The sequence below is a fragment of the Tenebrionibacter intestinalis genome (genome assembly GCF_016632365.1).
Lineage (GTDB): Bacteria > Pseudomonadota > Gammaproteobacteria > Enterobacterales > Enterobacteriaceae > Tenebrionibacter > Tenebrionibacter intestinalis.
Genome location: NZ_JAEPBH010000023.1, coordinates 1 through 21,972 on the forward strand (window position 1 = coordinate 1; position 21,972 = coordinate 21,972).

The 21,972-nt window shown below is 52.1% G+C and carries 20 protein-coding genes, 3 tRNA genes and 1 pseudogene; 14 read left to right on the top strand and 10 right to left on the bottom strand.

The window, feature by feature from the left end; genetic code table 11:
- The 4 genes from JJB97_RS09945 to JJB97_RS09960 all read left to right on the top strand — a co-directional run.
- Nucleotides 1–231: integrase core domain-containing protein (locus JJB97_RS09945; RefSeq protein WP_238713863.1), on the top strand; the 231-nt coding region annotated here is incomplete at its 5' end.
- A 315-nt stretch (nt 232–546) separates the two neighbouring features.
- Nucleotides 547–2,418 carry a bifunctional glutathionylspermidine amidase/synthase gene (gss, locus tag JJB97_RS09950; protein ID WP_238713864.1) on the top strand — a complete coding sequence of 624 codons (1,872 nt, stop codon included), beginning with the start codon at nt 547–549 and terminating at the stop codon, nt 2,416–2,418.
- Nucleotides 2,419–2,862: 444 nt separating this feature from the next.
- Nucleotides 2,863–3,237 (top strand): RidA family protein, encoded by a 375-nt coding sequence (locus JJB97_RS09955; protein WP_238713865.1) that lies wholly within the window; start codon nt 2,863–2,865, stop codon nt 3,235–3,237.
- A gap of 512 nt (nt 3,238–3,749) precedes the next feature.
- The gene (locus JJB97_RS09960) at nt 3,750–3,908 is read left to right on the top strand and encodes an Hha/YmoA family nucleoid-associated regulatory protein (protein WP_238713866.1); all 159 of its coding nucleotides are present in this window, start codon (nt 3,750–3,752) and stop codon (nt 3,906–3,908) included.
- Nucleotides 3,909–4,422: 514 nt separating this feature from the next.
- Here the strand turns inward: JJB97_RS09960 and opgB are convergent.
- From opgB to dnaT, 4 genes are all read right to left on the bottom strand, one after another.
- Nucleotides 4,423–6,714 (bottom strand): phosphatidylglycerol--membrane-oligosaccharide glycerophosphotransferase, encoded by a 2,292-nt coding sequence (opgB, locus tag JJB97_RS09965; RefSeq protein ID WP_238713867.1) that lies wholly within the window; start codon nt 6,712–6,714, stop codon nt 4,423–4,425.
- Nucleotides 6,715–7,375: 661 nt separating this feature from the next.
- Complete coding sequence (locus tag JJB97_RS09970; RefSeq protein ID WP_399198391.1) at nt 7,376–7,882, bottom strand: DUF2501 domain-containing protein; 507 nt, start codon at nt 7,880–7,882, stop codon at nt 7,376–7,378.
- Nucleotides 7,883–7,995: 113 nt separating this feature from the next.
- Nucleotides 7,996–8,736 carry a DNA replication protein DnaC gene (gene dnaC, locus JJB97_RS09975; RefSeq protein WP_238713868.1) on the bottom strand — a complete coding sequence of 247 codons (741 nt, stop codon included), beginning with the start codon at nt 8,734–8,736 and terminating at the stop codon, nt 7,996–7,998.
- A 2-nt stretch (nt 8,737–8,738) separates the two neighbouring features.
- The gene (gene dnaT, locus JJB97_RS09980; RefSeq protein WP_238713869.1) at nt 8,739–9,278 is read right to left on the bottom strand and encodes a primosomal protein DnaT; all 540 of its coding nucleotides are present in this window, start codon (nt 9,276–9,278) and stop codon (nt 8,739–8,741) included.
- A gap of 1,383 nt (nt 9,279–10,661) precedes the next feature.
- Between dnaT and JJB97_RS18850 the strand changes: the two are divergent.
- Nucleotides 10,662–10,901, top strand: a pseudogene (locus JJB97_RS18850) (helix-turn-helix domain-containing protein); the annotation flags it as partial.
- 780 nt (nt 10,902–11,681) lie between these two features.
- Here the strand turns inward: JJB97_RS18850 and JJB97_RS09990 are convergent.
- The gene (locus tag JJB97_RS09990) at nt 11,682–12,140 is read right to left on the bottom strand and encodes a YbaK/EbsC family protein (RefSeq protein ID WP_238713871.1); all 459 of its coding nucleotides are present in this window, start codon (nt 12,138–12,140) and stop codon (nt 11,682–11,684) included.
- A gap of 132 nt (nt 12,141–12,272) precedes the next feature.
- Nucleotides 12,273–13,052 (bottom strand): siderophore-iron reductase FhuF, encoded by a 780-nt coding sequence (gene fhuF, locus JJB97_RS09995; RefSeq protein WP_238713872.1) that lies wholly within the window; start codon nt 13,050–13,052, stop codon nt 12,273–12,275.
- A gap of 192 nt (nt 13,053–13,244) precedes the next feature.
- Between fhuF and JJB97_RS10000 the strand changes: the two genes are divergently transcribed.
- Complete coding sequence (locus JJB97_RS10000) at nt 13,245–13,490, top strand: DUF1435 domain-containing protein (RefSeq protein WP_238713873.1); 246 nt, start codon at nt 13,245–13,247, stop codon at nt 13,488–13,490.
- Nucleotides 13,491–13,542: 52 nt separating this feature from the next.
- On the opposite strand, the gene JJB97_RS10005 is transcribed toward JJB97_RS10000, so the two are convergent.
- The 4 genes from JJB97_RS10005 to rsmC all read right to left on the bottom strand — a co-directional run bounded on the left by JJB97_RS10005 (nt 13,543) and on the right by rsmC (nt 15,030).
- A tRNA-Leu gene (locus tag JJB97_RS10005) sits at nt 13,543–13,630 on the bottom strand.
- A gap of 42 nt (nt 13,631–13,672) precedes the next feature.
- Nucleotides 13,673–13,759: transfer RNA gene (locus JJB97_RS10010), tRNA-Leu, on the bottom strand.
- A 33-nt stretch (nt 13,760–13,792) separates the two neighbouring features.
- Nucleotides 13,793–13,879, bottom strand: a tRNA-Leu gene (locus tag JJB97_RS10015).
- A gap of 122 nt (nt 13,880–14,001) precedes the next feature.
- Nucleotides 14,002–15,030, bottom strand: coding sequence for a 16S rRNA (guanine(1207)-N(2))-methyltransferase RsmC (rsmC, locus tag JJB97_RS10020; RefSeq protein ID WP_238713874.1), 1,029 nt, complete (start codon nt 15,028–15,030; stop codon nt 14,002–14,004).
- 173 nt (nt 15,031–15,203) lie between these two features.
- Between rsmC and JJB97_RS10025 the strand changes: the two genes are divergently transcribed.
- The 8 genes from JJB97_RS10025 to JJB97_RS10060 all read left to right on the top strand — a co-directional run bounded on the left by JJB97_RS10025 (nt 15,204) and on the right by JJB97_RS10060 (nt 21,915).
- Nucleotides 15,204–15,608 (top strand): DNA polymerase III subunit psi, encoded by a 405-nt coding sequence (locus tag JJB97_RS10025; RefSeq protein ID WP_238713875.1) that lies wholly within the window; start codon nt 15,204–15,206, stop codon nt 15,606–15,608.
- Entirely contained in the window at nt 15,586–16,029 is a 444-nt protein-coding gene (rimI, locus tag JJB97_RS10030) for a ribosomal protein S18-alanine N-acetyltransferase (RefSeq protein WP_238713917.1), read from the top strand. The genes JJB97_RS10025 and rimI overlap by 23 nt, the downstream gene beginning before the upstream one ends.
- A gap of 20 nt (nt 16,030–16,049) precedes the next feature.
- Nucleotides 16,050–16,727, top strand: coding sequence for a pyrimidine 5'-nucleotidase (gene yjjG / locus JJB97_RS10035; RefSeq protein WP_238713876.1), 678 nt, complete (start codon nt 16,050–16,052; stop codon nt 16,725–16,727).
- A gap of 109 nt (nt 16,728–16,836) precedes the next feature.
- The gene (prfC, locus tag JJB97_RS10040; protein WP_238713877.1) at nt 16,837–18,426 is read left to right on the top strand and encodes a peptide chain release factor 3; all 1,590 of its coding nucleotides are present in this window, start codon (nt 16,837–16,839) and stop codon (nt 18,424–18,426) included.
- Nucleotides 18,427–18,797: 371 nt separating this feature from the next.
- Nucleotides 18,798–19,412, top strand: coding sequence for a molecular chaperone OsmY (gene osmY, locus JJB97_RS10045; protein ID WP_238713878.1), 615 nt, complete (start codon nt 18,798–18,800; stop codon nt 19,410–19,412).
- A gap of 129 nt (nt 19,413–19,541) precedes the next feature.
- Nucleotides 19,542–19,703: a DUF1328 domain-containing protein gene (locus tag JJB97_RS10050; RefSeq protein WP_238713879.1), complete on the top strand. Its 162-nt coding sequence runs from the start codon at nt 19,542–19,544 to the stop codon at nt 19,701–19,703.
- A 293-nt stretch (nt 19,704–19,996) separates the two neighbouring features.
- Nucleotides 19,997–21,142 carry a patatin-like phospholipase family protein gene (locus tag JJB97_RS10055; RefSeq protein WP_238713880.1) on the top strand — a complete coding sequence of 382 codons (1,146 nt, stop codon included), beginning with the start codon at nt 19,997–19,999 and terminating at the stop codon, nt 21,140–21,142.
- Complete coding sequence (locus JJB97_RS10060; protein ID WP_238713881.1) at nt 21,139–21,915, top strand: TatD family hydrolase; 777 nt, start codon at nt 21,139–21,141, stop codon at nt 21,913–21,915. Before JJB97_RS10055 ends, JJB97_RS10060 begins: the two co-directional genes overlap by 4 nt.
- Nucleotides 21,916–21,972 lie beyond the last annotated feature (57 nt).

Consider the following 21,972-nt stretch of genomic DNA (forward strand, 5'->3'; position numbering starts at 1 on the left):
GGAAACTGCTGGGATAACAGCCCCATGGAACGCTTCTTCTGCAGTCTGAAAACAGAATGGGCGCCAGCGAATGGTTACGTAAGCAAGGACAAGGCCCGGCAGCAAATTAATGATTACATATTGAACTACTACAACAGCGTCAGACCTCACCATTATAACGGTGGACTGACGCCGGAAGAGTCAGAGAACAGATACCATTTTTACTGTAAAACCGTGGCCAATATTACTTGACCACTAAACAATGCATTATCTGTCGGTTCCGTGAGAAATCCACCTATATATTATTTTCATACGGCTATTTAACCGGGCTTACGAGATAAACGCTCTGCCTGTCCGGCTGGTTAAGCGCCAGCCAGCGCTTAACCAGCGCACGTAGCGTTACCGTCATACCAATCTACCGCTAAAACGCACCTTTTCACCCTTGTTGCCTGCGCGCTTTATAGTGGCAGTGTTATCATATTTACCTTTCTGGCTGGTTGATGCCTTGCGTAGACGGTGGAGAAACTGTTGCCAGTCTGGGCTGGCGCATACTTTTAAGGCAGGTTTATGAGTAAAGGAACAGGCAATACCGACGCTCCATTTGGCGCCTTGCTGGGTTATGCGCCAGGCGGCGTGGCAATCTATTCCTCTAATTACAGCAATCTGGATAGCAATCAGTACCCAGGCGACGCTTCGTTTCGTAGCTATATCGGCAACGAATATATGGGCTACAAATGGCAGTGTGTGGAGTTTGCGCGCCGCTTCCTTTTCCTGACTTACGGTTATGTTTTTACTGATGTCGGCATGGCATATGAGATTTTTTCGCTGCGTTTTTTGCGTGAGGTGGTTAACGACAACATTTTGCCGTTGCAGGCGTTTATTAACGGTTGCCAGCGTCCGCCGGTTGCCGGTTCGCTGCTTATCTGGCAAAAGGGCGGGGAGTTTGAAAAAACCGGACATGTGGCGGTCGTGACTCAACTGGTAGGCAATAAAGTACGTATTGCTGAACAAAATGTTCTTCACCACCCCCTGCCGCCGGGCCAGCAGTGGACTCGTGAGCTAACGCTTGAAGTTAAAAACGGGCGTTATTTTATTCAAGACACCTTTGCAGATACGACGATTCTCGGTTGGATGGTGCAGACGAGCGATACCCGCTACAGCGAGCCGCTGCAGACTGTACCACCTGAGGAGCTGGCTATCCACTGCGCGCGCATAAAAAATAAAGGGCAGTATGATGGAAAATGGATCGACGAAACCGATCCGCTGCAAAGCGCTTATGTGCGGGCCAACGGGCAGGTTATCAATCAGAATCCGTACCGCTATTTCAGCATTTCTGAGAGCGCCGAGCAGGAGTTGATTAAAGCGACCAATGAGATGCATCTGATGTATCTGCACGCCACCGATAAGGTTATGAAAGACGATAACCTTCTGGCGCTGTTCGACATTCCGAAAATCCTGTGGCCCCGCCTGCGTCTTTCCTGGCAGCGCCGCCGTCACCATATGATTACCGGGCGTATGGATTTCTGCATGGATGAGCGTGGGATCAAAATATATGAATACAATGCTGACTCCGCCTCCTGCCATACCGAGGGGGGAGTTATCCTTGAACAGTGGGCCAAAGCGGGCTATCAGGGAACAGGCCATAATCCGGCGCGGGCGCTGCTTGACGAACTGGCTGGCGCCTGGCAACACAGCCGCGCCCGCCCGTTTGTGCATATCATGCAGGACAAGGATATTGAGGAAAATTACCACGCGCAGTTTATGCAGCGAGCGCTGACCAACGCGGGCTTTGAGAGCAAAATCCTTTTCGGCCTTGATGAACTCCGCTGGGATGCGACCGGCCAGCTTATTGACGGCGACGGCCGCCTGGTTAACTGTGTATGGAAGACCTGGGCGTGGGAAACGGTGATTGAACAAGTGCGCGAGGTGAGCGAAACCGAATACGCGGCGGTGCCGATCCGCACCGGCCATCCGCACAACGACGTTCGCCTTATCGATGTGCTGCTGCGCCCGGAAGTACTGGTGTTTGAGCCGCTGTGGACTGTGATTCCCGGCAACAAGGCAATCCTGCCGGTGCTGTGGTCGCTATTCCCCGGCCATCCCTATTTGCTTGATACTGACTTTGAGGTTAATGAACATCTGGCGAAAACCGGCTATGCGGCAAAGCCCATTTCCGGGCGCTGCGGTAGCAATATTGATCTGGTCAGCCACCATAATGAAGTGCTGGATCAGAGCAGCGGCAAATTTGCCGATCGTAAAAATATCTATCAGGAACTATGGTGTTTGCCAAATGTAGACGGCAAGTATCTCCAGGTGTGCGCCTTTACTGTTGGCGGTAATTACGGCGGTGCATGCCTGCGTAGCGATGATTCGCTGGTGATTAAAAAAGAGAGCGATATAGAACCGCTAATTGTGCTTAAAGATAGTGATTTTTTATAATGCCAGGAGATTCTACTCTCCCGTGGTTACGTTATTTCGCCGTATTCTGACGTACAGGCTTTACCGCAGGGCGGCTATCCGGCATCCCGCTTAACGCGCTGTATTTTAATATGCTCTACGCGCCCTGGCGTTTTACCGTTAAAAGCGTTCACATCCGGGGGGCTTATTGCGCCAGAAGGTCGGTTCCAGCGCGCATCGTTTCGTGTTGGTTACGCAACAACGCCGGCGTGGCGTATAAAGCGCAGGCGTCTGGCCGGTAAAGCGGGCGGCCGTATGTGGGGTGCGGGATGTTAACTTAGTTGCTGGCCTTGAATAACAGCCAAAACATCAGATTGCTTTTTCCCTGCGTTAACGCTAAAGGTTGCAGAGAGGGCACTGTAATGTGCTATAACGCCGTGTTGCATAGCCGCAGCGTGCTGTATTAAAGATAAGGGAGGCTGCTTTTTGTCCACCAGTAAAACCTATTCGCAATTGCCTCGTACGATGGGTCCGTATGTTCATGCCGTTCGTCACCACGATACGCTCTATGTCTCCGGGCTGACGGCGGCCAATACCGAGGCTCAGTCGGCCAGGCTGGAAGAACAGACCGCTGAGATCCTGCGTCAACTTGAGGTTATTTTGGCCCATGAGCAACGTGGCAAACTGGATCTTATTAAGCTCACCATTTACCTGCGCGATATTAATACGCTACCGCTGATTCGCACGCTGCTGTTAACCTTTTTTTCCGGGCATTTCCCCGCCTGTACGATGGTTGAGGTTTCCGGGCTTGTTCATCCTGACTTGCTCATAGAGGTTGAAGGTATTATTGCCCTGGCCTGATAGCAGAAAGCTACGTGTTACAGGAAAACAAGGGATGTTTTGCCACACCTGCCTGCTCTGAAGAGCGCGCGCTAAAGCAGGTTGCCCGTTAAAGCTATGTGCGTGGCAGGGCGGTCTGCGCTATGGTGTGGACCGTAGGGGGGGCAGTTAAAACTTATATTAACCGGGAATAATGTTACGCTTTATCCTAATTAATAATTGCACATTTTTTATAATTATAGTTTTTTTGTCTGAATTTATGGCTTCCATTTTCTGGTGTGGAGCGTAATATCATTGCAGTGATAAACTGTGATTTCCCTTAATTTAAATTGATATTTTCTACGCTTTTCAGCCCTATAAAATAACAGAGGGTATTATTTTTGTTCATCGGCTATGGGCGTTAATTTCTGTTTACTTATTGTTATCATTAAGAACTCTTATATATTGGACATCAGGTTTTAGTCTTTTTCGTATTGGATAATGCGTTAAGATTGGCTATAAACCCCAATTGCGAAATACAAGGAGCGTGAGATATGGCGAAGCAAAACAAATGGAAAGAAGTCCTGGCGCGTATCGGTTCGGTTGATTTACTGGAAAAAATTATCGATCGTAAGTCTCGTGAGCTGGAAGGCGATGAGCTAAATGAATTTCTCAAAGCGGCTGAACAGCGGCAGTCAGAAATGATTGAGTAATTTTCTGATATAGCTAAAGCGGCGGTATTGTGGCCTGGGGTTATTTGCCGTCGTTTTGTTAAAGCATTATTCCCGCCTGGCCGTATCCGCGTATGACGTACTCCATTTCAGTTTCTTACTTTTACTCCCCCCCGGTCGTTATATTTCCTCTTGCTTACTTACCTCCTGCCGTATCACATTGCCGTTTATCCGTTATTTGGGGCGCCACAATAGCCTTTGCGCTAACGCTTTCGGCCTGGCGCCAGAAACCATGATGAAGTTTAACAATGTCCGCATGCGCAAAAAACGGCATGGACGCGGTTTGACGTCACGGAGCGCACAGCCGCCATTGCGCATAAAGCTATGCGCAGTGCGTTAAAAGCCGGTGGCTGACATTGATAACCGCGACGTACAGAGCAGGCGCACGCATATCAGTGTTCTGATGCCGGGATAGCGCCTGCGGCGTCGCGATGGGCTCAGTAGCCCGGGCAGCCACAACGTAGCCGCGCGGCGCCCGCAGGCGCCGCATATAAGGTCAGCCTGCCGTTTTCACAATTTTAATATCCACCATACCAATCCCCAGTTTACGCGGGGCGTGGCCAGTTATGTTGCCTTCGTTGGTAAGTTGCGGAGTCGGCGGTTCGAGAATCAGTAAGTTGCTTTGGCCGGGGTTGTTAAAGTGCAGCGTTGTGGTCGTGACGTTATGGCCGAGCGTCAGGAGTTGCTCGCTGTCGCCCACTCGCACCTTCACCGGCTTGTCGGCGTTGGGGCCGAAAGCTTTAGCAGTAATAATCAGGTCAAATTTTGCAGGCAGCGGGTCGCGATACTCAATTTTTACCTGAGGGGCCAGATTGGCGTTAGACCAGCGCCCCCAGCTTTCCGGGCGTGAAATGCCGCTGAACTGAAGAACGTTCTCCGGCGCGCCTGCTACGTTAAACACAAAGCTGTCGGCCTTATAGCGAATATCATTATCTGCGGTTTTCAGCAGCGTAACGTTGCGCTTATAGCGTCCGGCATCGATAACGCTGTTTTTGATAGCGACTTTGCCCTGCCATTGCGCGTGGTCTACGCGCTCCACCTTCTGCTCGCCGCCGGTCTGCCCCTGCGCGACGCACAGATCGGTTGAGAGCGCCAGCTCGGGTTTCCAGAGCCGCGCTATCTTGTAACAGTTGTCGATCCATACAAAGTTATCGCGCGGCGCGAAGTCGGCCAGTTGGTAGCGCAGCGGTGCGGAGTATTCACTTTCCGGCAGCGGTTCAATGCGTGAATCAGAAATACGTAACAGTAGAGGCAGACGAAACTGTGAACCGGAGAAGCTGATAGTTTTTTTCTCGCTATCGATAGTAAAGGCGTCGATTTTTTTCGGGAATTTCCACAGGTGTATGATTTCCGGCTTCCAGCCGGTAACCTTTTCTTTCAGGTTTAGAAAAACCTGAGAGAGCGACGTACCGGACAATGAGCTGCGGCCCAGCCCGATAAAGTTATCCCCGCCGAGAATATCGAGCACGGTTGCGCCGTTATCCATAGCGTTACGTTTTTCCGCTATGGTTTTCTGCTCCTGCCGGTCGCCGCGAATAATAAAGAACAGGTTGCTACGCTCCTGCTCATTAAGGTATTTCCATGCGCTGTTGTTCATCGCCAGATGGTCGGACGAGACCACAATGACCGTATTTTTGAACCAGGGGGAAGCTTTAATCTTCTCCACGAGCGCGGCGATATGTTCTTGACTGCAGGTTACAGCGCTGAAAGATTGATTAACTTTACCATCAAATTCGTAGCGCCTGCGCTCGCAGCTACGTGAGATAAAACCGTCCGGATGATGTGTATCGACAGTAAGCGCAAACAGGGAAAAGCGCTTGCCTGCCTTCGACAGTTCTTCAAATTTCCGCCATACCTCGTCAAGCACGGTGTCGTCATAAAAGCCCCAGTCGTTACGATATTGTGGATCGCTTACCCTTGTTTCCAGCTCTTGCGAACCGTACAGATGGTCGAAACCGTGCGACTTCAGGAACACGTCCTTGCCTGCGAAGCGCAGATTAGCCCCCTGAACGAAATAGTTTTCATAACCGGAATTTTTCAGGATATCGCCAAGGCAAATATTCTGTGGGAAGAAGCTGGACATTGATGAGGCCGAATTACCTTCAAACGGCGCAAATAGCGGAATGCCGCACTGAGAGGCGACGATGCCTGCGATAGTATAGTCGGTGCCCGGCAGTTGGCCGGTATGGCTAAAATCCAGCCCCTGGTTTTTTAATGCGCCCAGCTCAGGCGTAAGGTCTGGAAAAGCATTGTTGTTAAAATAGGTGCGCTCAAGGCTTTCGCCATAGATATAAACCAGGTTGAGGGTTGGTTTTTTTATTTTTTTTCCCGGCTCTTTGTAGTACATCGCAAAATCCGGATCGCCATCGCGGGTCTGCGATTTAACCAGTTCGGCGAGCTGGTGGAACGCCGGGCTGGCATCTACTGAACCGAGCGCCAGCAGTAATGCCAGCAGGCTGTAGCCAAAATGGTGCGGGCGGTGCCAGCGGCGGCGCAGTATCCATGAGAGCAGCGCAAACACCCCTGCCAGCGCGGCAATGATGCCTACTCCGGGAAGGATGTATTTACTCACTCCCGCGCCGATCAGACTGTTGGTGAGTGTGTAAAGCACAGCATCGTTAATGCCGTCGCCTGTGAAGTAATTACTGGCGTACTGAGTCAGATTAATAACAACGAACAGCCCCAGCACAAACAGGTTGGCAAAAAACCACCACCGGTTACGACCGGCTTTATAGCTGTATATCGCCACGGAGGCGATAAAAAGGACGATGGAAAGCAGTTCTGGCAACGGACGATCCTCTTAAAAAAACGTCACTCCCGGTAGAAGGGGGATTTGGCGTGCGTTAATCTGGCTATGTTGTCACACGGCTGCGATTCTACCGTTAAAGAAATGCGCGGGTATTCGGAATTGGTTTATAAAAAATTCTTTTTACGCGTTTTATGCCCGCAAAGAGGAGAAAATGAACAATATTGAAAGAGTCCCGTTCAGGATATGACCAGTAAGCCATCGCTATTTGGTTGGCCTTGCGGCGGCATTTATATAAGAAAGTGCCTGGGCGGGAGCCGTTGGTTGTTTTAGTTTAACAAAGCGATACCAGCATATTATGCTCTGGTTTTGGGTTCTCATTTGTAAACATCATAAGCCGTGTTTTATAAGACGTAACCGATAAGCCGGGAGGGAAAAGTGTGCGTTAGCAACGCTAGCGGAACCGTGTGCAAATACTGGCACAAAATAAAGTTAAAAACGGCGGTAATTTTACCGCTGTCAGATTGTTGACAAAGAAGGAAAAAACGGGAGCTCTTCCTACTTTGTAGTAAGCAGGCAAAAATCAATGCTTTGATTTTACTTATTTTTTATTGCATTTCATCCATCCTGACTGCGACAGGATGGGATTTGTCAGCAGCCTCACGGCGGTAATTTTACCGCCGTCTGGAAAGATGCGTTTTTATCAGGAAATAAATTTTGCTCCCTGCTTCAACACCAATTCACAGGCTTTTGTTTTTACTTTCTCAGCCAGCGGCGTACTTCCCAGGTTGTTCAGATTAAGCTGTTGGCCATTTCCTGTTTTCAATAGTCCCGCCAGACCCTGCTGATAGTCCTGCGTCTGGCTTTGCTGTTGGGTATCGCTCAGCCCCAGCTTATCGAATAGCTTTTCTTTAATGCTGTCTGCGCGGGTCGCCGCAACCAGTTTCTGTTTGGCGCAGTATTCCAGCACGCCGGTAGCATTGGTCATGCTGCTGGAGCTAAGCGCGCTGTTGCCGCCGTTTAGCAGGTTCGTCAGAGATGACAGGGACAGGCCGCCGCCGCTTTGCGCCGCAGCGGTTGTGCCGCTGTTCTGGCTTAGCTGGTTTGCCGCGCTGGAAAGTTTTTCCTGCCAGCTTGCCGCCGTGGCGCCTGTTGACGCCAGTGCCGTAGCCAGAACCGCCGTATACATCATCCTTTTCGTTAATTTCACAATCAAACTCCTGTCTCTGTTATGTGCGCGAACAAGTATAACGCCAGAGGCATACAGAAAAAGCCGATAAATCATCGCGCCGCCAGGGAAGAGGGACGGCGCCTGCGCTGCGGTTAGTATTCTTTTCCCGTAACCCGGCTGCGGTAGCTGTCCCAGTTAAAATTAACCCACAGGCTGTTGCCAAGACGCATGCGATCCATAACACGTTCACCCAGCAGCATGTTCATTTCTTTAACATTAAGGTTTGAAAGCATTCCGGTAGGGCGGCGCGATGAGGAGCGTCGGTCAACAATCTGGTTGATAATAACTTTTTCATAGCGTGATTCGGTTTGCATACCGATTTCATCAATCACCAGCAGGTCAACATTGCTGAGATCGTTAATCAGCCGCTCTTCGGTGGTATCGCCTGCGCTGGCGAAGGTGCTTTTCATGGCAGACATGATATCGGCGACGGTAATAATCAGTACCGATTTCCCTCTTAACAGCAGCTCATTGCAGATTGCGGCTGCAAGGTGGTTTTTGCCGGTGCCGGGTTTGCCTGAAAAAATAAAACTGGCGATGTTGCCTTCGAATTCCGCTGCGTATTGCCGCGCGCGCGCCAGCGCCGTCATCTGCCCGTCATTTTCCACTCGGTAGTTGTCAAATGAACAGTTCATGTGCAATTCACGAATGCCGGAGCGGTTAAACGTACGCTGCATTTTCATCGCCAGATTTTCACGGGCAATGGCGGCAGAACGCTGGCGACCCTGTTCCTGCTGCCAGGCAATTAATTCTTCGCCGCTGGTAAAAGCCGGCTTCACGCCTGCGGGCATTAGCTTTTGCAGCCGGGCCAACAGGCTGGCGACGTTTTTCATGCTTACCCCCGAAATCCGTCAGGAATGCAGCTATCCGGCTGCGACAGCGCGTTAACATCGCGAGGCGTCAGGCCGCCGTTGGCCGCGCGTCCTGTCTGTACGCTGCGCGCCAGTTTTTGCTGCCATTGTATATGATGAAACACTTTGCCTTCCGCCTGCCAGTAGGCGATAAACGAGGCAAGCTCTTCTGGTGTGACGGGATCTTTAAGCGCCATGCCCCACAGGGCGGCCATGCGCTGAAAGTCGTCGTCCGGCCGCCAGCCCGGGTACATGCTGAATTTGCCCAGCGGCGGCGCGCAGTCTGGAGAGGGGGCGTCGTGATACAGCGCGGCCTCCAGCATCACGTCAGTGGCCGGGCGAGCCTGTTTCGCTTCCAGAGCCAGCAGCTCAGCAAGCCGGGTTGGCGTGATGGCGTAAAAAGTGGGCATGTTGTTATCGAACACGGCAACGGTTCCTGTTGCGCTGGCAGCCAGCACGCCGGCGGGATCGCGGTAAAAAGCATCGATACCGGTGACATCAGGCGACAGAATTTTTACGGACATAACACCATCTCAGAGAACGAATGAAGTAAGGCGGAAACATCTTTTTATAGTAACACAGATGGCGGTAAGAGCAGCCAGGCGAGCTGTTTGCAGAAAGTAGCGTTTCTCAACGCGTAAATTGGCATTGTTACTTTAGTGATAATGAACTGAATGCGCCAGGGCATGCCTGCCCGACAGGGGATAACACAGATTAGGTTATGCGCGTGAAGAACGACGTTATATTCAGTTGTTACAGAGTGTTAGTACCGATATGCATAATCTAATTATGCTTTTAATTTGTAATATAAGCCGCCATCCAACTCTATCCTGAAACTATCCTTACGTGGAACATGTAATATCCCCCTCTAACGCGTTGTAATCAGAATAAGCTCCTGTTCGGGGAGGGTTATGCGCTACGCCATCTCGCGAAAAGGTTAACGTTACTAAAGCATTATTTAAGTAATAAAAAAAGCGCAAAGTTGACAGACTGAATAATTAAGCTTGAGTCGTTTCATAAATTTAAATTTTTAATAACGATAAGAAATATAACGAAGATTAATTCTGAAAATTTTAAACAGCATTGACAGTACGTGTGTCAGCGATTACTTTACAGATGCGTTTTTTCTATAAGGAAGAATGGGATTTTTCATTCTCGGTGTGAAAATTCTTAATGGTAAATTTTGAGGTTTGCTTAATCGCGCGACAAACAAAATTTTTTTGTATTTACGGAAAAATAAGAATAAAGGCTAAATCATTACGTGATATTAAGAGTATAAAGTCTTCAGGGGACTGACGTAGCCGGACATTTTCGGCTGAAATGTACATTGCCTGCCGGGCAAAACAATAAAACGTTTCATAGAACGTATTAAGACAATTGCTAAAATTATTTTAGCCTGAATCTATAACAAATAAAAAACGGCCCGATGCAGATGCACTGGATGCTTATGTTAGGAGAAAAAAATGACACAGGGACGTCACCAAAAAACCATCGTTTATAGCCGTTATCCTGCTATGGCGGCTGGCCTTCAGCAGTGTATAAAAGATGATAATCCACATTGTATGATTTTGCCCGTTTGCGGCTATGAGTCGCTCACGCCGCTGCTTTTGTTGCAGGCATCGTTAGCCATTATTGATTTAACCGGAGAAGCTAACGAAGTTGAGCAGGATTTGCAGCAGCTACAGCCGCTTTATCGTTGTGCGCCGCATATTCATTGGATCTTTCTTGTTCCTGCTTACGCCCGTTTTACCGCTGTGCAGCAATTGCTTTGGCCGAACAGTATCTTATTACCCAACAGTGCCGGGCTAAGGCAGATTCAGCAATGTACGCGTATGGATGCAGGCGGGCTGAGCTATCTTGATGGTGATATCGGCGAAGCGGCCGCCGGCGTTAGCGAAGCCACGCTCGTCCTGACGCTCTCGGAACGCCAGGTATTGAGGCTAATGGCGAAAGGCTGGAGCATTAATCAGATTTCAGCCCTGTTGAAAAAGAGTAATAAGACTGTCAGTGCGCAGAAAAATAGCGCGATGCGCCGCCTTGCATTGCGCAGCAATGCTGAAATGTATGCATGGATAAACAGCCCGCGCGGTATGAAAGAGTTGAACTTACAGTCGACGCCATCAACAATAACGGAAGACGTTGTCTGAATATACTTCGCTCTACAAGTTAAAATTATTTCCCGCCGTAAGGCGGGAAACACGATATTAACGCAATTTTTACTGTGAAATTTTAAGCAGGATATTTTTACAATTTGAAACTCTTTTATCGCCAGGGGAATATTTGCTGTTTGCATAAACTGCTGGGTAACTTTTCCACTTCATTTCGTTATTTTTAATCGTGGGAAAAGTTATTGCGCATCGCTGACCACGCTTTTGCGTACAGGCCGTTTTTTTCTTTTTAAACGCTTAATTCTACCTGTTAGTAGCGTTGCATTTCCTGGTGTTCGGTGTGTTATGCTGTGATTATCGTTATTTATGGCTGTTAATTGTTATTTCGAGGAATTTTTTGGCGTTTTTGACTGGGTTTTCGGGGGCAGGCGGTCTGGCCATTTTTCCGCTTCGGCGTGGCGTTATCGGCACTGTCGCCGCGTTTGCTTGCTGCGCGCATTTGAGCGGGGGTGTGGCGAAATATGGCCGATACCTTAGGATACTTAACGTTGTCTGTTTTAACGTTTTTGAGTTTCTTTCCGCCCGGCTGCCGCCATTTTTTGCTTTCCTGGCGTTCCGCCAGCTCCAGGAGAGGGCAAAGGGCGGTACAGGGGCGCAGAGCAGACGTGATTATATGAACAGGCGCCCGCTATGCTAACGCGCGTTTAGTTCTACCGGGTTTCATCCGTTAAACAGCTAACGCGACGCGAACGGCAACCGTTGCCCAACGGGGGCGCGGAAATAAAGGCCTGCGATAGCAAAGCGCCTGCACGCATCGCTTTACTGGCAGACGTCTATCCAGGTGGCGTTGGACAGCTCCGCCATACGCGCCGGGGAAATACGTACGGCGCTATGAATGGCCCCTGCGGCCGGCAACACTTCTTTATACTCTTTTAGCGAGATATCGCAGTAAACCGCCAGCGGATTTTCCAGCCCGAACGGGCAAACGCCGCCTACAGGGTGGCCGGTACATACCACCACTTCATCGCAGCTCAGCATACGCGCCTTAGCGCCAAAGGCCTTTTTTAACTTTTTATTATCCAGGCGCGCATCGCCCTTTGCCACAACCAACACCACGTTATCTTTTACTTTCAAAGACAGCGTCTTGGCGATTTGTCCGGGTTCCACGCGGTGGGCTGCGGCGGCCATTGCCACGGTGGCCGTACTTTGGTTCAACTCAATAATTTCAATATCGGGGGCATGGTCGGCAAAAAACTGCCGTACAGATTGCAGGCTCATGAATCTCTCCACATAAAAGCGCGGGATAATCTGTCATAAGGCGGGGCAATCTGTAAACCGGCTGTAGTGAATAATTCCGGTGAATTCGGAAAGATTCTGCATAAGCGGCGGCTGTTTTTTAAGGCAGACGCGTTATTTTAACGTGCAGTCGCCGCACTGTTGAACGCCGGGCAGGCGGTTGCGCTGGCAGCAGGTGCGTCGCGCCAGCAGACCGTTACGCGGTACAACAGTGCGATACAGCGGATTAGCGCTGGCGTCGCTAAACTGCGCATTAAAAAAACAGGCATGACGCAGCGCATGATACTGCTCATCCCCAAGCCGGTCGCGCATTTCGCCCAAAAACCAGTTTACAAGGTAGCCGATATTGCTCCAGATAAGCTTGCCATTGATATCGCCGGTGGCCTCCAGCGCCGCTACAACCGGGCGCACGCCTTGTATCCAGAGCGTTTCCAGACGTAGATGCGGCGGTAGCCCGGTGGCATGGCAGTCTTCACGCACATCCAGATAAAAGTGTGCGACGCGGCCTGTTTCATGGAAGGACGCCCGAAGACGCGCAGGGCGGATGTCAATAGCCCGTCCGGCGGTCAGCAGCGCCAGCATCAGCGGGGGAAGAAGCAGGCCGAGGTACCATTGCGCCCACAGCGACTTCAGCGGCTTGAGTTGCTGCGCTTCATTGCTGTCGCGGTAGATATGCTCGCCATAACGCTTTATCAGGGTGTCGAGCATCTCCGGCTGCATCCAGCCGGCAAGCGTCAGGCTATTGGCCGCGGGGGGGCCGGCAAGGGTAAACGTTTCCAGAAACCAGGCGTATTGCGCCCTGAAGATGGCGTGAAGTTCATCGGCCAGCGGCAGGATATTGCGCCGGGGAAGACAGTCGGCAGGCGCGGCAAGCGGTGAATGGTGAAGGGACATGCCTTTATCGCTAATCTAAATGATAATGATTGGCGATACTAATCACTGGCGCATCTGATGGCAAGCTTTCACAGGGATTTACATATCGGGAAATGCATTTTTCCTCCTTCAGGGAGGCGGCCAGAAGGATTTAAAGTTGAGAGAGACTAATATATGATATTGGTTATCATTATCATGTAAGGGAATGCCGCTATGCTGCAAAGGAGTCTTGAGAGCGGGTGGGGCGTGCTGATTTCAGGCGCGGTAGTCGCTGCGCTGGTGTTTAACGGGCTTACGTTTGGCGAGTGGCGCTTATTAATGGCATCGGCAATGGTGACGACTATCGGCATGTTGTTTCACCGAAGGCTGCGCCATTTCATGCTGCTGCCGTCGTGTATCGCGTTGGCCAGCGGTATCGCGCTACTGGCGCTAAGTCTCGGGATGTTGACAGAAAGATGAGTATGATCGGTCAGACAAGAGCAGGAAGTGGAACGACGAGACAGGAAGAAAGTGGTGCGAGGGGGGGGGACTTGAACCCCCACGTCCGTAAGGACACTAACACCTGAAGCTAGCGCGTCTACCAATTCCGCCACCTTCGCACGGCCTACTTTCTTACAGTTGAGGATATTGTTTGCCGCAGTTGGTGCGAGGGGGGGGACTTGAACCCCCACGTTCGTAAGAACACTAACACCTGAAGCTAGCGCGTCTACCAATTCCGCCACCTTCGCAGGGCGCTGCTGAAAACAATACCGCGTGGTTGATGGTGCGAGGGGGGGGACTTGAACCCCCACGTCCGTAAGGACACTAACACCTGAAGCTAGCGCGTCTACCAATTCCGCCACCTTCGCATACCGGCAATACCTGATAAGTATTGAACCACGGAGGCGCATTCTAGATGTTTTACGGGGGAGGTCAATACTTAATTGTGTGCCGTTTCCCCAATTGCTGGAAAAAACGGCATAAAAGGCCCTCAGCGGCGGGCGCTGCGTCCATATACCGCGCGGTAAACTTTATATCGCCCGGTTTGGGCCATCGTTTCGTGGCTGCCAAAGGTTTCGTCAAGCACTGTCGGGTAAGGGAGGAAGGCGTTCGCGACAATGCGTAATTCACCGCCGGGATTCAGATGGCGTGTTGCGCCGCGAATCAGCGTATGTGCCGCGTCGAGGCTGGTTTGTCGCCCTTCGTGGAAGGGCGGGTTTGAGAGGATCATGTCAAAGCGGCCGGTGATACTGGAATAGATATTACTTGCCAGCACTTCGCCGTTTAGCCCGTTGGCCGCAAGCGTGGCGCGGCTCGCTTCTACCGCCGGCGCGGAAACGTCGCATAGCGTCAGGCGCACTTTCGGCGAATGGTTCGCCAGCGCGGCGGCCAGCACGCCGGCGCCGCAGCCCACATCCAGCACTTTACCTTTGGTATGCGGCGTGAGCGTTGACAGCAGCAGTTGGCTGCCGGCGTCCAGCCCGTCGCGGCTGAATACCCCGGGCAGCGTTTTAATCGTCAGGCCCTCGCTCTGGTATGTGTTCCACCAGGCGTTTGCGTCAAACAGCGGGCGCTTTTCCAGCCTACCGTAATAAAGCCCGCAGCGTCGTGCGCTGTCGATTTTATTTAGCGGGCTGATTTGCGCGAGGATCTGCTCGGCGCTGCGTACGCCGCTGCGATTTTCACCCACAATGAAAAGATCGCAGCCTTCCGGTAGCAATGAGAGCAGATTCATTAACTGAAACTGGGCTTCGGGTTTATTCTTCGGCCAGTAGTACACCAGCGTGTCGCAGCCGGCGATGGTCTGCGGCCCGGCCAGCAGGCCGAATTGCGCGCGTTCGCCCATTTGCGCGCTTAGCGTTTGCCAGTGGTGATATTGTTGGGTGTGAGCGCGGCTGTCGGCGGTTTCAAGCCGTGCGGGCAGGTCATCCTGCAGATCGCCGGCAAACAGCACGCGGCGTTGTTCAAAATCATCACTGTGGCGCAGCAGCACTTCGCTCGCCGGAGTCCACGCGGACATAGTACGCTCCTTTTTATCATCAGGCGGCGATTATATACGGACAGCCTGCAACTTGCAGGCGTCGTGACGTTTTCGGCACGAAATTGCCGGCAATTCCCGGCGTGGCGCTGTTGGCGGGCTTGTGCGGAATTTGTTATATTTGCGCCCCTCAGGTGACTTAAACAGGTTTCGCTATGACCGACCGACGTGACTGGCAGCTTCAGCAACTGGGCATCGTCCGCTGGACGCTGCGCCGCCCTGCGGCATTGCAGGGCGAAGTTGCGCTGACGCTTCCCGATACGCTTCGCCTGGTGGTCGTCGCAGCGACGCTGCCGCGTCTTACCGATCCGCTGGTTGCGGATGTTTTGCGGGCGCTTACGCTTGATGCCGAACAGGTCATGTTGCTAACGCCCGAACGTGCGGCAATGCTGCCGGAAGGCCGGCGCTGCAATAGCTGGCTGATGGGCGTGGAGACCGACCTGGTTTTGTCAGGCGCGCGGCTTCTCTCGCCAGATCCTGGCGAACTTCAACGTAGCGCCCAGGCTCGTGCCGCTCTCTGGCGACAGATATGTGAATATGAACAGTATTTCTTCTCTTGATTCGCAAGGCCTGGCCCAGGCCTTTGCTATTGAACAACGTAGCCACGCGTTTCCCTGGAGCGAAAAGACGTTCGCTGGCAATCAGGGCGAGCGCTATTTCAACTTACGTATGGATATCGGCAGCGATATGGTGGCGTTCGCCATTACGCAGGTCGTGCTGGACGAGGCCACGCTATTTAACATTGCTGTCGATCCTGCCTTTCAGCGGCGCGGGCTGGGACGCCAGCTTCTGACGTATCTCATCAACGCGCTGGAACAAAAACAGATCCTGACGTTGTGGCTTGAGGCGCGTGCTTCTAACGCCGCCGCCATCGCGCTCTATGAAAGTCTCGGTTTTAATGAGGTGACGGTACGGCGCAACTACTATCCCACCGCAGACGGCCGTGAGGACGCAATTATTATGGCTTTGCCGCTGGGGTGATAACGCTAAAGGTGATGTAAATGAAGTGGGACTGGATACTCTTTGACGCCGACGAAACGTTATTTTCCTTCGATGCCTTCGGTGGGCTACAGCGCATGTTTCTTGATTACAGCGTGACGTTTACCGATAAGGATTTTCAGGATTACCAGGCGGTGAATAAGCCGCTGTGGGTGGATTATCAGAACGGTAGCATTACCGCGCTCCAGCTTCAGGTGCAGCGTTTTGCAAGCTGGGCTGATCGTCTCAACGTACAGGCGAGCGAACTGAATGCGGCGTTCCTTAACGCGATGGCGGACATCTGTACGCCGCTACCGGGCGCGGAATCGCTGCTTAATGCCCTGAAAGGCAAAGTGAAACTGGGTATTATTACTAACGGTTTTACCGCGCTTCAGCAGATTCGCCTGGCGCGTACCGGCCTGAGCGATTTTTTTGATGTATTGATCATTTCTGAGCAGGTCGGCGTGGCTAAGCCGGATCGTAAAATTTTTGACTATGCGCTGATGCAAATGGGCAACCCTCCGCGTGAGCGTGTGCTTATGGTGGGCGATACCGCAGAGTCGGATATTCTCGGCGGTATGAATGCCGGACTGAAAACCGTCTGGCTTAACGCGCATGGCCGGGAATTACCGGCAGGCATTACGCCGGATAAGCAGGTGGCGTCGCTTAACGAACTGGCGCAGTGGCTCTTTAACGCATAACGCGCAGACGAATTCTTTTGGGTATCTGCCCCGCAATAGGTAAAATCCTCGCACTTTTTTGAATAACGCGCTGCGCGGGGATCTCTCGCGCCTGAAGAGAAGAGTAAATATGACGTTGTCTCCCTATTTGCAGGAGGTGGCCCGGCGCCGCACCTTTGCCATTATCTCTCACCCGGACGCCGGTAAAACCACTATTACTGAAAAAGTGCTGCTGTTCGGACAGGCGATTCAGACCGCTGGCACGGTAAAAGGACGCGGCTCCAGCCATCATGCGAAGTCCGACTGGATGGAGATGGAAAAGCAGCGCGGTATCTCAATTACCACCTCGGTGATGCAGTTTCCGTATCGCGATTGCCTGGTTAATTTGCTTGACACGCCAGGGCATGAAGACTTCTCTGAAGATACGTATCGCACGCTGACGGCGGTGGATTGTTGTCTGATGGTGATTGACGCTGCAAAAGGCGTTGAGGATCGTACCCGTAAGCTGATGGAAGTTACGCGCCTGCGTGATACGCCGATCCTGACTTTTATGAACAAGCTCGATCGCGATATCCGCGATCCTATGGAACTGCTCGATGAAGTGGAAAACGAGCTTAAGATCGCCTGCGCGCCTGTCACCTGGCCCATTGGCTGCGGCAAGCTGTTTAAAGGCGTCTACCATCTTTATAAAGATGAAACCTATCTCTATCAGAGCGGCAAGGGGCATACCATCCAGGAAGTGCGCATTGTGAAAGGCCTGGATAACCCTGAGCTGGACGCTGCTGTGGGGGACGACCTGGCGCAGCAGCTACGCGATGAGCTGGAGCTGGTGAAAGGCGCTTCCACCGAGTTTGATGAAGAGCTCTTTCTAAGCGGTGAGATCACGCCGGTATTCTTCGGTACTGCGCTGGGTAACTTTGGCGTTGACCATATGCTCGACGGGCTGGTTTCCTGGGCGCCGGCGCCTATGCCGCGTAAAACCGATGTGCGCGACGTTGAAGCGCAGGAAGAAAAATTTTCTGGTTTTGTCTTTAAAATTCAGGCGAATATGGATCCCAAACACCGTGACCGCGTGGCGTTTTTGCGCGTGGTTTCCGGTAAATATGAAAAAGGCATGAAGCTGCGCCAGGTGCGCACCGGCAAAGATGTGGTTATCTCCGATGCGCTGACGTTTATGGCAGGCGATCGATCTCATGTAGAAGAAGCTTATCCCGGAGATATTATCGGCCTGCATAATCACGGTACTATTCAGATTGGCGACACCTTTACCCAGGGTGAAACGATGAAGTTTACCGGTATTCCTAACTTCGCGCCGGAATTGTTCCGCCGTATTCGTCTGAAAGATCCCCTTAAACAAAAGCAACTGCTTAAAGGGCTGGTGCAGCTATCGGAAGAAGGGGCTGTACAGGTGTTCCGGCCGGTTTCCAGTAATGACTTGATTGTCGGCGCCGTTGGCGTGTTGCAGTTCGATGTGGTCGTGGCGCGTTTGAAAAGCGAGTATAACGTGGAGGCGATCTACGAATCGGTTAACGTGGCTACCGCACGCTGGGTGGAGTCGTCAGACGTGAAGAAATTTGAAGAGTTCAGGCGTAAAAATGAAGGTCAACTCGCACTGGACGGCGGCGACAATCTTACCTATATCGCCCCGACGATGGTTAATTTGAATCTGACCCAGGAGCGTTATCCTGACGTCACTTTCCGCAAAACCCGCGAACATTAATGCCTTCCTGGCGGCGCACATATTCACGTGCGCCGTTAAATTAGCCTTCAGTATCAAACCATTGCACAACCGCCTTCGTTTCTGCTCCGGGCTGCGTCTTTTTGTCTTTTTCAGCCCAATTCCCAGGCGTTTTCACAACAACGAACTATATTTACCTCATTATCCGCGCTGAATAATGGTTAAAAAACCCTGTCTGCATAAGCTTTCAGGCCTTATGACCATTAATGACGGCTTGCGCGCGATTAATTACGGTTTCTTACGTCAATGACGTAAAAGTGAGAACAGATCGGGCCATACGCTCTGCTGTATACAGGGCCGCTGAAATGGCGGTTCGAGGCTCAAATTTTGGGTAAACCTACAGGAACAAATCGATGAATACACATAAGCTTTCGAAAACTGTGCTGGCTGTTGCTCTGGGCTCTGTATTGGTTAGTGGCGCGGCATTCGCGCAAAACGAAACGGTGGATAAAGCGCATTCGACTGCCGAAAGCGCGGGGCAGAAAATCGATAACACTATGGATAAAGTCGGTAACTTTATGGATGACAGCGCAATAACGGCTAAGGTTAAAGCCGCGCTGGTTGATGATGAAACCGTCAAAAGCGCCGATATTTCCGTTGAAACTGAAAAGAATGTCGTGACGCTGAGCGGTTTTGTCGCAAGCCAGGCTGAAGCGGAAAAAGCGGTTGCCGTCGCAAAAGGGGTCGAAGGCGTCACCTCAGTTAGCAATAAGCTGCACGTAAAAGACGATCAGTCGCAGTCGATGGGCAAATATGCCGGCGACACGGCCACGACCGGCGAGATAAAAGCGAAACTGTTAGCTGACGATATTGTGCCGTCCCGCCACGTGAAGGTGACGACAACCGATGGCGTGGTTCAGCTTACCGGAGAGGTGGAGTCACAGGCGCAGTCCGAACGTGCCGAGCGCATTGCTAAAGCCGTAGACGGCGTAAAGAGCGTGAAAAACGATCTGCAGGTGAAAAAGTAACAATCTGACCACCTTCCCGGCGGCTGGCAGGCAAGCGCGATCGGCAAACGGGTTGATGAAAGGGTTCTACGGCGTACTACGTCGCAAAGCAACGCAGTTACACTTTGAACATAAATAAAGGAGAGACTGATGTTTCGATGGGGCATTATTTTTCTGGTTATTGCGTTGATTGCCGCAGCGCTTGGTTTTGGCGGCCTTGCAGGTACCGCAGCAGGCGCAGCTAAAATTGTGTTTGTTGTTGGTGTTATTCTGTTCCTGGTCAGCCTGTTTATGGGCCGCAGGCGTCCTTAGATGAAATTAGATGAAAGTAACATTCTGTTGCTAACAGGCCAGCCCATCGGGCTGGCCTGTGACCGTTGACAAACATTGATATGTACGACTTCGGTCCGAAATGCCAGAAAAAAAGCAAGATAATATAATGATTTTCGGCTGACGGCGTCGCGGAGAACAACCCCCTGATTTTGTCCTCCCTGATATCCCTTTGAGGCCAGCTCTCCGGCTGGGGCTTTGAGGATTCAGCGCTGCCAGGACAACCCTTCACCGTCCTGCTATCAGGCAGGCGGCAACAATACAGGAAAGCAGCGGTGGGACAGAGAATTCCCGTTACGCTCGGCAATATTGCGCCATTGGCGCTACAGCCTTTTGAGCCAGGCAAAATGGCGTTGGTGTGCGAGGGCGGCGGTCAGCGCGGTATATTTACCGCAGGCGTGCTGGATGAATTTATGATTAATAAATTTGATCCCTTTCATAGCTACTTTGGCACCTCCGCAGGCGCCCAAAACCTTTCGGCCTTTGTTTGCCACCAGCCAGGCTATGCCCGGCGCGTAATTACCGGTTACACCACGCGACGTGAATTTTTTAATCCCGTGCGTTTTGTGCGCGGCGGCAATCTTATCGATCTTGACTGGCTGGTAAGCGAAACATCGAAAACGATGCCGTTGTCTATGGATACCGCCCTGCGCCGCTTTGACGACGGCAAGGCGTTTTATATGTGTGCCTGTCGCAGCGATGATTACGCCGCAAGTTATTTTTCTCCCCTGCACGATACCTGGCTTGATATTATCCGTGCCTCAAGCGCTATTCCCGGTTTCTACCGCAGTGGTGTTATGCTCGATAACATCAGCTATCAGGATGGCGGCATCAGCGATGCGGTGCCGGTGCGCGAGGCCGCGCGGCGCGGCGCGAAAACGCTGGTGGTGATTCGTACGGTGCCTTCACAGATGTACTATACGCCGCAGTGGTTTAAGCATATGGAGCGCTGGCTTAACGAGAGCAGCCTTATGCCGCTGGTAAACCTGGTGCATCACCATGAAGAAAGCTATCTGGCTATCCAGCGTTTTATTGAAAACCCGCCGGGCGATTTGCGTATCATAGAGATCTATCCGCCATCGCCGTTGCAAAGCTCCGCGCTTGGCAGCCGTCCGGCCGCGCTGCGCGCTGATTACCGCACAGGGCGTCTTTGCGGGCGCTATTTCCTGGCCACGGTAGGCAAACTGCTGGCGAAAAAACCGCCGCTGCGGCGCTTTACTTTGCCGCTTGCCACGCCTGTTGCGACAAAGGCGGCCAACCCGGCGCTGCCCGTTACGACATCTGTCCTGCGTTCGGGCAAGCGTGAGGCGGCTTTGCTCCCGGCGTGCGTAACGCCCGTCGTGACGTTGGGCGGCGCCGGCGCCGGCCTGAACCGGGCGCAGGCCAATGACAGCGAATTTAGCAGTGAAAACAGCGCATGACCTTGCGATTTATTGATACCCACTGCCATTTTGATTTCCCGCCTTTTACCGGCCATGAGTCAGCCAGCCTGGCGCAGGCGGCGCAGGCTGGCGTGGAGAAAATTCTGGTTCCGGGCGTATCGGCAGAGCGCTTTGACGCCATCCTTTCGCTGGCCCGGCAGTATGCTGAGGTTTATGCCGCGCTTGGCCTGCATCCTGTTGCTATCCACAGGCATGACGATGCGGCCTTTGACTCGCTGGCAAAGCGGCTGGCGCAGCGCCCGGAAAAACTCGTGGCCGTTGGTGAAATTGGGCTTGATCTGTATATAGAAAATCCGCAGTTTGCGCGCCAGCAGGCGTTGCTTGATGAACAGCTACGGCTGGCGAAGCGCTACGATCTGCCGGTTATGCTTCATTCTCGCCGTACTCACGATAAGCTGGCGCAGCATTTGCGCCGGTGCGCGCTGGCGCGCACCGGCGTGGTTCACGGTTTTTCCGGAAGCCTGCAACAGGCCGAACGTTTTGTCGCGCTGGGCTATTATATCGGTGTTGGCGGTACGATTAGCTATAAACGCGCCAGCAAGACGCGTAATGTGATAGCGCGGCTGCCGCTTTCTGCGTTGCTGCTGGAGACTGACGCGCCCGATATGCCGCTTTTCGGTTACCAGGGGCAGCCCAACCGCCCTGAGCGCGCGGCGCAGGTTTTTGCCGCGCTGTGCGCTCTGCGCAATGAACCTGCCGAGCAAATCGCTCAGGCCCTGTTTGCTAATACCTGCCGACTGTTTGAGTTATAAATGTGACGTAAGTCACTATGCGGGATTATATCTTGTAACAATTCACATCGTTATGTG